This is a genomic window from Actinoplanes sp. NPDC049598, from assembly GCF_040675435.1.
GTDB lineage: Bacteria > Actinomycetota > Actinomycetes > Mycobacteriales > Micromonosporaceae > Actinoplanes.
This window is the reverse complement of sequence record NZ_JBFAOX010000022.1, coordinates 79,340-91,898: the sequence shown is the minus strand read 5'-3', so window position 1 is coordinate 91,898 and position 12,559 is coordinate 79,340. Positions and strand designations below refer to the sequence as shown.

Sequence of the window (12,559 nt, the reverse complement as noted above, 5' to 3'; positions counted from 1 at the left end):
GTCGACGGGTCGCCGAGCAGCGCGCGCACCCAGCGGGAGGGGTCAGATCGCGTAAGCGGCGGGCGGCAGCAGGATCCGGCCGGCGCCGGGGGCGGAGGCGAGGAGCGGGAGGCCGTGGGTGATGGCGGTGGTGGGGTGGTGCCAGCCGACGTCGATGCTGATGGTGGCGGCTACATTGTTGGCGTCGGTGATGTCCCAGAGGTCGTCCGGGTGGTCTTCGGGCTTGCCGGTCAGGTTGTGGGCGGCCATCCACTCGCGCTCGATGGGCAGGGGCTCGCCGGAGGACGTCTCGGGTTCCTCGCTGTCGAAGGTTCGGACGGGTACGCCGGCGCGGGCGATGTGCCAGGCCGAGCCGTCGCCGCGCTCGCCGAAGTAGAAGGCGTGCACCTCGCCGAAGCGGCGGCTCAGGTCGCTGATCAGGGCCCGTACCTCCTGGCGGCGGTCGCCGAAGGCGTCGCACCACGGGCCCATCACCGGAACCCACCCGTCGACCGACGGGCCGACGTAGACCAGGCCCTGCTCGGCCTCGCGGTCGTGCTCGAGGGTGTCGATCGCCTCGGCGGCCAGTCGGTAGGTGACCGGCCGTGGGTGGGTCAATCCGAGCGCGGCCACCACCTCGTCCTGGTCCGTGCTGCGCATGGCCCACCAGTACGTCCAGCATGACGTGACCGGGCCGATCGGGTCGGACCGGCGCCGGATACCGGCCAGCCGCTCCACGATCCGGACATCGGCCGGCGACAGGGCCGCCTCCCCGCCGAGATAGGCGAGGGCGTCGAGCGCCGCCCGCCGCAGCCGCCCGGGACCGTTGCGCCGGATCTCCGCCAGCGTCCGCCGATTCTCCGGCGAGTCCCCGATCCTCCGCAGCGCCTGCCAGCGCTCCTCCGGGCCGGCCGCAGCGAGTTGATCGAGCAACATGGCCCGGCACGATACCGCCGGCACGCCCGCCCGAACAATCTGCGCGCCAGGCTCGAGGAAGCCAGCCGGCCCGCCCGATCCGGACAACCGTCACGCCCAACCCGAAAGAATCAGCCCAGCCGACCCGGACGACCTGCACGCCCAACCCCGGACGACGTCGAACATCGACTACCGCTATCCGGGCGACGAGGCCGCCCAGCACTGGGTCATCTGCTACCGGTCCACCGGAGCCGGATCTGCCCGCCGGCAACCCGGGCCAGCGCACCGCCGACATCCATCGCCTGGTTGACCGACGAGAATCCGCGTGGCGGCAGCGGTGGGACACCCACCTCTATGAGAACCATGTGGCGAGCGCAGTGCCGGACCTGCACTACATCGGCGACACGGGCCGGCGCCGGCCGGAGAGGGCGAGCACCAGATCAGCGGCGGTGGCCTCCAGCAGGGGACCGTCGCCGTGTTGCCAGGCGAGGTCGGTGGCGCGCAGGCGCCGGTCGCTGAGGTCGACGCCGAAGTTCTTGCTGACGCCGCCGGCCAGGCCGTCGAGGACGAGGCGGGTGGCCGGGTCGTCGGCGGTGCGGGGCAGGCCGAGGGCCGAGGTGATGTCGAGGCCGTGGATGACCGCGTGGCTGAGGGCGCCGGCGGCCCCACCGCCAGGGGGCGCCCAGGCGGCCATGGTGTCGCTGCGCAGGTCGGCCACCAGGGAGCCGAACGGCAGGTCGCCGTCGCGGCGGGCGATCCGCTCGGACAGGGCGGTGAAGTCGTGGCCGACGGCGGCGAGCTCGGCCATGAAGGCCGGGCCGTCGTAGCGGGCGGCCATCGTCATGTGCGCGACCACGTGGCGTACCTCCCAGCCCTCGCACAAGGACGGGGCGGTCGGCGACTGGTTCTCGATGGCGTCGGCGAGCGCGCGGAACTGCGGCCCGACCAGCGCTTGAGTCTCGTTCTCGGATGTCACGTCGTCTCCCGGGTGAGCTTTTTGACGTAGGCGGCGGCGCGGTCGAGGGCGGTGGCCCAGCCGGCCCGCGCTTCCGGCGTGCGCATGTGCGGGGGCAGGCCGTGCTGGACGGTCACGACCTCGGTGGTGCCGTCGCCCCGGTCGGTGAAGGTGATCTCGGTGAGCACGTCGGAGCCGACCTCGCGCCACGACAGGAACTTCGGCGGGTCGACGGTGACGTAGACGGCCCGCATGGTGTACGTGTCGCCGCTCCGGTCGTTGACCATCGTGGTCTGGAAGGCGCCGCCGGGCCGCAGGTCGACCACGATGTTCGCCAGCGGCGTGTGCGTGCCCGCCGGACCCCAGAAGTGGGTGAGGTGCTCCGGCGTGGTCATGCACGCGAAGACCAGCTCCGGCGGCGCGTCGTGGAGGTATCTCACCCCAGCCGCCGCAGGTGCTCGGCCAGGCGGTCGTGCCGGGCGGCCCACTCGGCCCGGCGGGCGTCGATCCAGGTCAGGATCTCAACGAGCCGTTCGACTTCGAGGCTGGCCGGGCGGGCTTGGGCCTCCTGCCGCCGGGTGACCAGGCCGGCCTCCGCGAGCACCTTGAGGTGGCGCGACACCGCCTGCTGGGTCAGCTCGAACGGCTCGGTCAGCTCCTTGACCGTGGCGTCACCGGTGGCCAGGCGGGCCACGATCGCCACCCGGGTCGGATCGGCCAGGGCCGTGAACGTCCGCGCGAGGGTCTCAGCTTCCACAACCTGAGCCTTGCACAACCAATCAGTTGTGTAAAGGCGGCGCCGTCGACTCGCGATGCACCAGCTCCCGTCCACGCGGGCCCGGCTGCCCTACAGGCGCCGGGCGCGCCGCCTGGCCCGGGCCATCCGCCACAGGTAGAGCGGCGTGGGTGGCACCCAGCCGAGCTGAGTCGCCAGGCCGAGATCGTCGCGATTGGCCCAGTGCTCCACGACCAGGCCGTCCTTCAAGCGGAACCAATGGGTCTGGGTGATCGCGAACGGGCGGCCCCTCGGCGGGAACGCCTGGGCCACCTCACCCTGCTTGTCGTACCCCACGAACGGGCCGACCTGCCGCCCCGACATCGTGCAGTGCACGACGACCAGGTCGCCGTCGGCCACCGTGTCGTGGATCTCGAAGCGCAGGTCGGCGAAAGCGTCCCGCAGCCAGCGAGCCGTGGCCGCGAACGCCGCCGGCCCCTGAACCCGGCACGCCGGCGGCTCGTTCTGCGCCTCCCGGTTGACCGCTTCCGGGTGGACGACCTCGGCCAGCTCCGCGAGGTCGCCGGAACCCATGATCGTCATCGAACGTACGCACAGCTCGGTCTGCATGATGCCTCCCCAACGGAATCGGATACAGTTGGGAAGTATTCGATACAGCCGAACGGTAGGCAATGACTCGTCGCCCATACGACAACACCCGCCGCGCCGAACAGGCCCGGCTCACCCGCCGCCGCGTCCTCGACGCCGCCCGCGAACTGCTCATCGAGCGCGGACCCTCGGCGGTCACCATGCGCGACGTGGCCACCCACGCCGATGTCTCGGCCGAGACGGTCTACAAGACGTTCCGCACCAAGGCCGCGCTCATCAAGGACGTCTACGACGTCACCCTCGCCGGCGACGACGAACCCGTCCCGATGATCGAGCGCCCCGAGCATCAGGCGGTCTTCGCCGCCGGCAACCCCAAGGACAAACTGCGGCGGTACGCCTTCGTCGCGCGCCGCATCAGCGAACGCGCCGGCCCTCTGCTGGCCAAACTCCTGGCCGGCGCCCGCGGCGGCGACCCCACCCTGGCCGCCTTCCGCGAGACCATCAACCACGAACGCCTGCTCGGCGCCACCGCCATCGTCCGCCACCTGTCCGAAACCGGCGGCCTGCGCCCCGGCCTCGACCCGGCCCACGCCGCCGACATCGTCTGGACCCTGATCTCCCCCGAGCTCTACGAACTGCTCGTCAGCGACCGCGGCTGGTCCCTCGACGCCTACGAACAGTGGCTGGCCCAGTCCTTCATCGACGCCCTCACCCCACGCTGAACCCCGCGTGAGGCGGCCTCACGCGGGGTTCGGGGGCGGGGTTACTGGGGTTCGATCCAGACGTTGCGGTACTGGACCTTGTTGCCGTGGTCCTGGAGGCGGATGGAGCCGGTGGCGGGGCCCTCCGGGATGTTGCCGCCGGTGCCGTTCGGGATCTCCACGTTGTTCTGTACTGTGCGGCCGTTCCAGACGACGGTCACGCGGGCGTTGGCCGTCTTGGCGCCGGTCGCGTCGTAGCGGGCGGCGCGGAACGTGATGTCGTACTTCTGCCAGGTCTCGGGGGCGGTGGCCATGTTCACGTCCGGGGCCTTGACGGTGTAGATGGCGCCCGCCTCGTTGTTGTCGAGCGTCGTGTCCCCGTACGAGTCCAGGATCTGAATCTCGTAGCGCTCCTGCTGGTAGACGCCGCTGTTGCCGCGGTTCTGCCCGGTCACGTCCGGTGGCAGCAGCGGGACCTTGAACTCGACGTGCAGCTTGTAGTCGCCGAACGCCTCCTTGGTGCGCAGGTCGCCGCAGCACACCTCGGTCGCGGTCCTGTCGATGATCGGCCACTCGGGGCGCCGGCCGTCGGTGTGCTGCCAGTTGTCCAGGCCGTGGCCGTCGTAGAGGACGATGCGCTTACCGGGTTCGCGGATGCTGATCAGGTCGAGGTTGACGTGGCCGGTGTCGAGCGCGTCCACCCGGTACTGGATTTTGTTGACGCCCTTGTTCAGGCGCAGCGTCTCCGTCGCGGTGGCCCATTCGTCCCAGGTCACCGTGGACGGCAGCGAGATCTGCTTCACCTTGCGGTCGTTGACGTGCACGCTGATCGTCTTGGGGCCGCTGAACGGGTTGGGGCCGTTGGAGTACCGCAGCCCGACCGCGTACTCGCCGGCCTTGTCGACCGTGACGTGGGTGGTGGTCGCGGCGTTGAGCGAGCCGAAGCCGGCCACGAAACCGATGCCGGAGTAGCCGCGGTGGTCGTTGGCCAGCGACGCGCCGCCCTCCCGGTTGCCTTCCTCGGCCTCGTAGAACACCTGCTGCGGCTGCTTGCCCGGGAGCGAGTTGAGCGTGTACCAGGCCTCGGTGCTCCACAGTGTCTCGCCGTCGCGGGCCGCGAACGGGCGCGGCGACCGCAGATGCACGACCCGGTCCGCGCGCAACCCCTCGACCGTGAGCGTGACCGTCCTGCGGTCGCCGGAAACCTTGGCCCCGGTCACCTTCAGCGTCTCCTTGTCGACCTCCGGGCCGCCATATTGCGCCGTCGGGACATAACGCCACTGCTCCAGGCTGTACGCGGTGGGCAGCTTGGCGATCGTCTCGTCCGACAGCGGCTTGGTGTACTCGATCGCGAACCCGGTCGACGTGGCCTTCATGCTCTTCATGTCGAAGACCGTCTTGTTGTTCGGCGTCAGCTTCTGCAAACCGAAGCGGAGCTTGCCGTCCTGCCCCCAGTTGCCGTCGGCGCCGAGCCCGCCCACGTAGATGGCGCCGTCGGGGCCGATCGACACCCGGTTGATGCCGGCCTCCAGGCCCTGCGTGTGCCGGAAGACCGCGCCCTGCTCCTGGCCGTTCACCTTCTCCAGGTAGGCGCGCTGCAACCCGCCGTACGTCACGTCGCCGATCACGAACTGGCCCTTGAACGGCCCGGATTTGAGCAGCACGGGCGTGCTGGGCGAGTTGGCGATCTGATTCTGCGGCAGCCACAACACCGGCTTGGTCACGGGCTTGGCGTCGTACGGCCCGTCGGGGTTGGTGTAGTGGTTGAAGAACGCGCCCGGCTCGATCCTGACAAGCTTGGACGACGGCAGCCAGCCGCCCTGGTTGTCGGTGACGTAAAGACCGCCGTCGGCGCCCCAGCCCAGACCGTTGGGCGTACGGAGCCCGCCCGCGACCGTGGTCACCTGACCGGTCTTCCGGTTCACGACGATGCTGGTGCCACGCCCGCCGACCGGCTGGGGGTCCGTGGTGGCGCCACCCAGGTTGATCGAGACGGACAGGTTGGCGTAGAAGTTGCCGTCCTTGTAGAGCAGCCCGAACGCGAACTCGTGGAAGTTGCCGCCGAACGGCCAGACCGCGACCGTACGCCGTACATCCAGGATCTGATCGCCGTTGGTGTCCTTGAGCTCGGTCAGCTCGTGCTTCTGCGACACGTAGACCAGGCCGTCGACGACGGCGATGCCCATCGGCTCCTTGAGGTCACCGGCGAGCTTCTTGTATGTGACTCGCTCCGGCCCGGTCTTCCCGGTGACGTTCTCCACGAGGTAGACCTCGCCGGCCACCTTGTCCGAGCCACCCCAGGTGGTGATGAGCATCTTGCCGTCGGGCCGCCACGCGATGCCGGTGACCTGAGGCTCGAAGCCCGGCGGGCGCAGGTTGGTGAGGTCGTAGCCCGGGTTGACCGTGCTCAGCGGCAGCCCGTCGCCTGGCGTGTCGGCGCCGGAGGTGCATTCCTTGCGCCCGGGCGCGGTCACCCGCACCACGCCGGCATCGGTGCTGAGCGCACTCGCCGGGACGACGGCGAAGTCGCTCGCGCCCGGGGTCTTCCAGCTCAGCGTCAGCCGCTGGCCGCCGTCCCGGTCGAAGTGCTCGATCCGCAGCGGGTAGACGCCCTTGGCCAGCTCGATGGTCGCCTCGCCGGGCGGCTCGACGTCGTGCAGCCCGTCGTGGTCGATCAGCAGGCTGTCGTTGAGATACAGCTTCGACCCGTCGTCACTGACGAGCCGGAAGACGTACGCCCCGTCGGCCGGCACGGTCAGGTTGGCGATCGCGTGCGTGACGAAGTGGTTCTCAAGCCCGAACTGCTCGGTCGTCGACCAGTCCACGGCCGGCATCAGCTTGTCCACATTGGGCGTCTGGCCGGGCTTGAGCTCACAGACCTTGCTCATCGGCGTCCCGATGTCATACGTGCGAAGGGTGACCCCCGGCTCCTGCGCGGGCGGCTCGGCGGCATAGGCGGGCAAGGGAGTAAAGGTTCCAACGAGCAGGGCGGCCACGAGCAGACGTTTCATCGGCGCTCCCGGTTACGGCTCAGATTCGAAATTGTGAATATCCTGAGCCACTTTCCCTCCTCCGTCCATAACTTCTGAAGATCCTGCCCGAACTTTCCTCATTGGAGTCAAAAGTGCCGCACGCGGTAGCGCAGGTGGGTCACGCCGTCGCCCTCCACCACCTCGACCCGGTCCAGGGCGGCCTTATCGCCGGCGATGTTCTCGAAGTATCGGATCCCCTCGCCGAGAAACACGGGCACCAGGTCGATCCGGACTTCGTCCAACACACCCGCGTTGAAGCACTGCTGGGCGATGTTCGGGCCCGAGACTCCGACATTGCCGTCCCCGGCTGCCCTGGCCTGGGCGATCGCGCTCTCGACGCCGTCGTGAACGAAGGTGAACGGGGCCAGTCGCTCGGCCGGCCAGTCCGCCGGCGGTTCCCGGTGGGTCACCACGAAGGCGCGCCCACCGCCGGGCGGTCGGCCGCCCCACCCGCCGGTGTAGTCGAACACCCGGCGACCGCACACGAAGGCGCTTCCACGCGTCGAGTCCATTTGCGCCCGCAGGTAGTCCGCGCTGGCCGCGGACACCCGGAAAGTGATCGGGTAGCCGACCATCGGCACCTCGACGTCGCCGTTGGTATACCAGTCGAACAGAGGCCCGACACTGCCGTCCGGGCGGGCGACGAATCCATCCAGGGACATGCAGAAGCTTGCGGTCACGGTCATGCCACTAAGACCAAGGACGGCGTACGAACTCATCGCTCGGCGGCGGAGTAGCCTGCCGGGCATGCAGCCGGTTACCAAGTTCGAGCGCCGGGTGGTGGGCGCGGCCGAGCAGGCGCTGCAGCGGCAGCGGTATGTGAGCCCGCTCGACGTGCTGACCGGGATGGGGTGGGTGACGCCCGGCTCGGTGACCGAGTGGCGGCAGGGGCGGGCGGCGAGCATCGAAGCCGTGGCGGCGGTGTCGGGCGATCGGCTCGCGGACGCGCTGGAGGTCTTCCACCGCTGGGTGGCGAGTCGGGGCATGCTGGCGAGTGAGGTGGAGTACGTGGCGGCCACCCGTGATCGGCGACCGTTGCAGTTCAGCGCCGCCGGCCAGGCCGGGATCGAGCTGCGTTACCGGACGCACTGGACGCCGGCCGATCTGCCCGAGAGCAAGCGTGAACAGCTGACGGCAAAGCAGAGCAAGGCGCCGGACCTGGTCGTCGTGGTGCCGCTCAAGGAGTTCACCTGCACCGGCTGCGGGCAGACCGACACCGGCATGCTCATGATGGAGGACGCCGGGCCGATCTGCCTGACCTGCGCCGACCTGGACCATCTGGTGTTCCTGCCGGCCGGCGACGCGGCCCTGACCCGCCGGGCCAAGAAGGCCAGCCGCCTGTCCGCGGTCGTGGTCCGCTTCAACCGTTCCCGCAAGCGCTACGACCGGCAGGGCCTGCTGGTCGAACAGGCCGCCGTCGAGCAGGCCGAGCAGGAATGCCTCTCCGACGAGGACGCCCGGGCCCGTCGCCGGGAACGCGACGCCGTCCGCCGCGAGGCCGCCGACGAGGTCTTCCAGGCCAAGTTCGCCGACGAGATCACCCACCTGTTCCCCCGCTGCCCGGCCCCGCGCGCCACCGCGATCGCCCTGCACGCCGCCGTCCGGGGCAGCGGCCGGGTCGGCCGCAGCGCCGCCGGCCGCGCCCTCGACCCGGACGCCGTGACCCGCGCCGTGATCGCCTCGATCCGCCACCAGGACACCCCGTACGACGAGCTCCTGATGTCCGGCGTTCCCCGCGACGAGGCCCGCGCCCAGATCCGCACCGCCATCGACCAGGTCCTCGAACGGTGGCGGCGGGCGGGCGGCTAGCTTCCGGTCAAGGGATACGACCGGGCTATCAGGAGGCGTACAGGTTCGCTGGCTAGGGTCGGCGGCGAGGGGAGTACCTCGCTCAGAGCGCTGCGGTCATCACGGACGTCCCGGTACGTCCCCGTACGCTCGCCCGTGCTCTAGCGGGTGAGGGAGACCTCGGACGATGACGTGTGTCCGAGGGGGCCCTGTGCTTGAGTCGATCGCTACGCCGCAGCTGTGGGTGATCAGCATTGTGGTGCTGGTCGCGCTGCTGGTGGCGGATTTCTTCGTGACCCGCAAGCCGCATGACGTGCCGATGCGCGAGGCGGTCGGCTGGTCGGTGTTCTACCTGACCCTGCCGGCGGTGTTCGGCCTGGTGCTGTGGTGGGTCTACGGCAGCACCCCGGCCATCGAGTTCTTCACCGGCTTCGTGGTCGAGAAGTCCCTGTCGGTGGACAACCTGTTCGTCTTCATGCTGCTGCTGGCCTCCTTCGCCGTGCCTTCGGCCCTGGCTCAGCGGGTCCTGCTGTACGGAATCGCGGGCGCCCTGGTGTTGCGGGGTGTCTTCATCGCGGCCGGGGCGGCCGTGCTGCAGGCCGGCACGTGGGCGTTCCTGCTGTTCGGGGCGGTGCTGCTGGTCACCGCGATCAAGGTCATGCGGGACGCGATGCGCGGCGAGGACCATCAGGTCGACATCGACCAGATGCGCAGCGTCCGGTTGATGCGCCGGTTCTTCCCGGTCACCAAGGAGTACCACGGCGACAAGCTGACCGTCCGCCAGGCCGGGCGGCGGGCCCTGACCCCGCTGGCCGTGGTCGTGGTGGCCGTCTTCATGACCGACATCGTGTTCGCCGTCGACTCGGTTCCGGCCGTGTACGGGGTGACCGAGGACCCGTACCTGGTCTTCGCCACTAATGCTTTTGCTCTGATGGGCCTGCGGGCGCTGTACTTCGTGCTGCGCAACGTGCTCGACAAGCTGCGCCACCTCAACTACGGGCTGGCCGTCATCCTCGCCTTCATCGGGGTGAAACTGGTGCTGCACTGGGCGCACGGCGTCTGGCCGTCGCTGCCCGAGGTGCCGACCCTGGCCTCGCTCGGCGTCATCGCGCTCACCCTGATCACTGTCACCATCACGAGCCTGGTCGCGAATCGCCGGGACGAGGCCCGGCAGCTCGTAGGGTGAAGGCGAGGCGTGCCTGCGACGCTCGGTACTCGGCTGCGGGGCGTACGGCCGGACCGCAGGCGGCCGAGCCGAGACCGGTCACGCCGGCCGCCAGGTGTACGTGGAGCAGGTCGCCTTCGACCAGCTCGGAGGCGTGCCGGGCCTGTTCGAGCTGGGCAGTCGACCACGGTCGTACGGCCGCCTCGAACGGCTCGTCGCCCTCGATGGTGAGGGCACCGCGCGGATCCGAGAGGGTCAGACGGCGTACGGCCGAGCGGTTGCCGTTCTCCTGCGGGACCACGTACGGAGTCTGGGCGTCCCGGACCGTCATGCCCCAGCGGCCGTGCCGGACGGCGGCGCGGGAATCCGGGTAGGCCTCCCCCGGCCCGAGGCCGAGCCAGTCGAACCGCACCGACCCCGGCGAGGGCGTGCGCAGGGCGAGGGTGACGCCGAGGCGGGGCAGCGGCAGGCCCCCATCGCCGCGGCGGTCGATGTCGACCTCGAGCCGCAGCGCGTCGCCGAGGGCGGCCCAGCGGAAATCAACGTCGAAGCCGCTGTCCAGGCCGGGCGCGCCGTAGTAGGCACGGCGGCCGTCCTCGCGCTCCTCGACGATCCGCTCGACGAGTTGATGGAGCCCGGCCTCGCGCCAGCGCCGCTCCATCGAGACGCTGTTGCCCCAGCCGGGGGCCCGGTCGTTCTCCGTCGGTGCCCGCCAGGCGTCCAGGGTGAGCGATTCGAGGGGGAACGGACCCAGCATGGCCGGCCGGATCGATCGGGCCGGCCCGGTGGCGAGCGCCGCTGAGGCGGAAGTCGCTGAGGCGGGAGTCGGCCGCTGCATCCACGAGATCTCATGTCCGTCGACAACGGCGGTGACGGTCGACGCGTTCGCCGGCAGCCGCACGCGGCACGAGGAGAGCGGCTCGGTCACCGGGACGGCCAGCACGCCTTCGTCGACGATCAAGCCGTCGGCCGCGGCGGACCACGCGAAGACCACGTCCTTGGTGGTGGTGAAGCTCCACCGGTTCTCCACGACGAGGTCGTCGCCGTCCAGCCGCAGGCGCACCGGCGCGATCACCGCGGCGAACTCCTTCAGGCCGGGCGACGGTGTACGGTCGGGGAACACGAGCCCGTCGATGACGAACGAGCCGTCGTGCACCGTCTCGCCGAAGTCACCGCCGTACAAGCCCTCCTCCCCCATCCCGTGGTCGATCCACTCCCAGATGAAGCCGCCGGCCAGCCGCGGGTGGGCGTCGATGATGGCCTCGTAGTCGGCCAGCCCGCCCGGCCCGTTGCCCATCGCGTGCCCGTACTCGCACATGATCATCGGCAAGGCGCGGGCCTGTCTCTCGTGCCGGCCGATCGCCGCCAGCTCGTCATAGCCCGGGTACATCCGGCTGTAGACGTCGACGACCTCGCATTCCTCGTCGGCCTCGTAGTGGATCGGCCGGGTCGGGTCGCGCTCGGCCGTCCAGCGGGCGTTGGCGGCCAGGTTGCGGCCCCAGCCGGCTTCATTGCCGAGCGACCACATCACCACGCTCGGCGCGTTCTTGTCGCGCTCGACCATGCGCCGCATCCGGTCGAGGTAGACCTCGGCCCAGGCCGGGTCGTCCGACGGGTTGCCCCGCCAGCCCACCAGCGAGAAGCCGTGGGTCTCGATGTCGCACTCGTCGATGACGTACAGGCCGTGCTTGTCGCACAACTCCAGGAGGTACGGATCGGGTGGGTAGTGGCTCGTCCGTACGGCGTTGATGTGGTGCTGTTTCATCAGGGCGACGTCGCGCTCCATCTGCTCGCGGGAGACGGCCCGGCCGGTGTGCGGGTCGAAGTCGTGCCGGTTGACGCCGCGGAAGACGAGGGGGCGGCCGTTGAGCAGCAGGCGGTCGCCGTCGACGCGGACGGTCCGGAAGCCGACGTCGACCGTCACGGTCTCGGCGCCGGTGCTGATCCGCAACGGGTACAGCCGCGGATTCTCGGCCGACCAGGGTTCCACAGTGGACAGGTCGGGTCCGTCCCACCGTACGGGAAGGGAGCTCGACGCCTCGACGTGCAGCGTGCCGGTGCCCGTCGTGTGGTCGTAGCCGGCCACGACCCGTACGTCGTCGATGCCCCCGGCCGGGCGATGCAGCAGGGCGACCGAGCGGAAGATGCCGGACATCCACCACTGGTCCTGATCCTCGACGTAGCTACCGAAACTCCACTGGTGGACCCGCACCGCCAGGACGTCGTCGCCGCCGGTCAGCAGGTCGGTCACGTCGAACTCGACGGTCAGCCGGCTGCCCGAGGAGCGCCCGGCCGAGACGCCGTTCACCCAGACCTCGAACCACGAGTCGACACCGTCGAAGCGCAGGAACACCCGGCCCCCGTCCCACTCCTCGGGCCGGTGGACGACACGCCGGTACTCGCCGGTCGGGTTGACGTCGGGCACGTGCGGCGGATCGATCGGGAACGGGTACCGCACGTTCGTGTAGGCCGGCGAGCCGTACCCGTGCAGCTGCCAGTGACCGGGAACCGGGATCTCGTCCCAGGACCGGCCCGGATCGGCCGGATCGCGCCCGGTCTGCGCGGTCGGCGACCAGGCGAAGCGCCACCTGCCGTCCAGCGACAGGACACCGGCGGTCGTCGCCACGCGCGCTCGCGGGGGCAGGGCGCCGGTCGGCGGCTCGATGATCTCGTAGGCAGCGCTCATACGGCGACGGTAGC

Annotated in this window: 11 protein-coding genes; 3 read left to right on the top strand and 8 right to left on the bottom strand. The window is 70.2% G+C overall.

The features are described from left to right. Nucleotides 1-42: 42 nt before the first annotated feature. From AB0J66_RS37065 to AB0J66_RS37045, 5 genes are all read right to left on the bottom strand, one after another. Nucleotides 43-915, bottom strand: a complete 873-nt coding sequence (locus AB0J66_RS37065; RefSeq protein WP_364671190.1) for a hypothetical protein — start codon at nt 913-915, stop codon at nt 43-45. A 370-nt stretch (nt 916-1,285) separates the two neighbouring features. After that, complete coding sequence (locus AB0J66_RS37060) at nt 1,286-1,870, bottom strand: maleylpyruvate isomerase family mycothiol-dependent enzyme (RefSeq protein WP_364671188.1); 585 nt, start codon at nt 1,868-1,870, stop codon at nt 1,286-1,288. Further along, nucleotides 1,867-2,289 carry an SRPBCC domain-containing protein gene (locus tag AB0J66_RS37055; RefSeq protein WP_364671185.1) on the bottom strand — a complete coding sequence of 141 codons (423 nt, stop codon included), beginning with the start codon at nt 2,287-2,289 and terminating at the stop codon, nt 1,867-1,869. The genes AB0J66_RS37060 and AB0J66_RS37055 overlap by 4 nt, the downstream gene beginning before the upstream one ends. Then, nucleotides 2,286-2,606 carry a metalloregulator ArsR/SmtB family transcription factor gene (locus AB0J66_RS37050; RefSeq protein WP_364671183.1) on the bottom strand — a complete coding sequence of 107 codons (321 nt, stop codon included), beginning with the start codon at nt 2,604-2,606 and terminating at the stop codon, nt 2,286-2,288. The genes AB0J66_RS37055 and AB0J66_RS37050 overlap by 4 nt, the downstream gene beginning before the upstream one ends. A 90-nt stretch (nt 2,607-2,696) precedes the next feature. Next, nucleotides 2,697-3,194: an ester cyclase gene (locus AB0J66_RS37045; protein WP_364671180.1), complete on the bottom strand. Its 498-nt coding sequence runs from the start codon at nt 3,192-3,194 to the stop codon at nt 2,697-2,699. Between the two features lie 62 nt (nt 3,195-3,256). Between AB0J66_RS37045 and AB0J66_RS37040 the strand changes: the two genes are divergently transcribed. Then, on the top strand, nt 3,257-3,895 hold the full coding sequence (locus AB0J66_RS37040) for a TetR/AcrR family transcriptional regulator (protein ID WP_364671177.1): 639 nt from the start codon (nt 3,257-3,259) through the stop codon (nt 3,893-3,895). Between the two features lie 41 nt (nt 3,896-3,936). On the opposite strand, the gene AB0J66_RS37035 is transcribed toward AB0J66_RS37040, so the two are convergent. Further along, the gene (locus AB0J66_RS37035) at nt 3,937-6,885 is read right to left on the bottom strand and encodes a family 16 glycoside hydrolase (protein ID WP_364671174.1); all 2,949 of its coding nucleotides are present in this window, start codon (nt 6,883-6,885) and stop codon (nt 3,937-3,939) included. Between the two features lie 107 nt (nt 6,886-6,992). Continuing rightward, a complete protein-coding gene (locus AB0J66_RS37030; protein ID WP_364671171.1) occupies nt 6,993-7,592 on the bottom strand; it encodes a dihydrofolate reductase family protein in 600 nt (199 codons plus the stop codon). A gap of 61 nt (nt 7,593-7,653) precedes the next feature. Between AB0J66_RS37030 and AB0J66_RS37025 the strand changes: the two genes are divergently transcribed. Then, nucleotides 7,654-8,715, top strand: a complete 1,062-nt coding sequence (locus AB0J66_RS37025; RefSeq protein ID WP_364671168.1) for a DUF2293 domain-containing protein — start codon at nt 7,654-7,656, stop codon at nt 8,713-8,715. A 190-nt stretch (nt 8,716-8,905) separates the two neighbouring features. Then, the gene (locus tag AB0J66_RS37020; protein ID WP_364671165.1) at nt 8,906-9,880 is read left to right on the top strand and encodes a TerC family protein; all 975 of its coding nucleotides are present in this window, start codon (nt 8,906-8,908) and stop codon (nt 9,878-9,880) included. Here AB0J66_RS37020 and AB0J66_RS37015 read toward each other — a convergent pair. Beyond that, nucleotides 9,828-12,545, bottom strand: a complete 2,718-nt coding sequence (locus AB0J66_RS37015) for a glycoside hydrolase family 2 TIM barrel-domain containing protein (protein WP_364671162.1) — start codon at nt 12,543-12,545, stop codon at nt 9,828-9,830. The two genes, AB0J66_RS37020 and AB0J66_RS37015, sit on opposite strands and share 53 nt — an antisense overlap. Nucleotides 12,546-12,559: the final 14 nt, after the last annotated feature.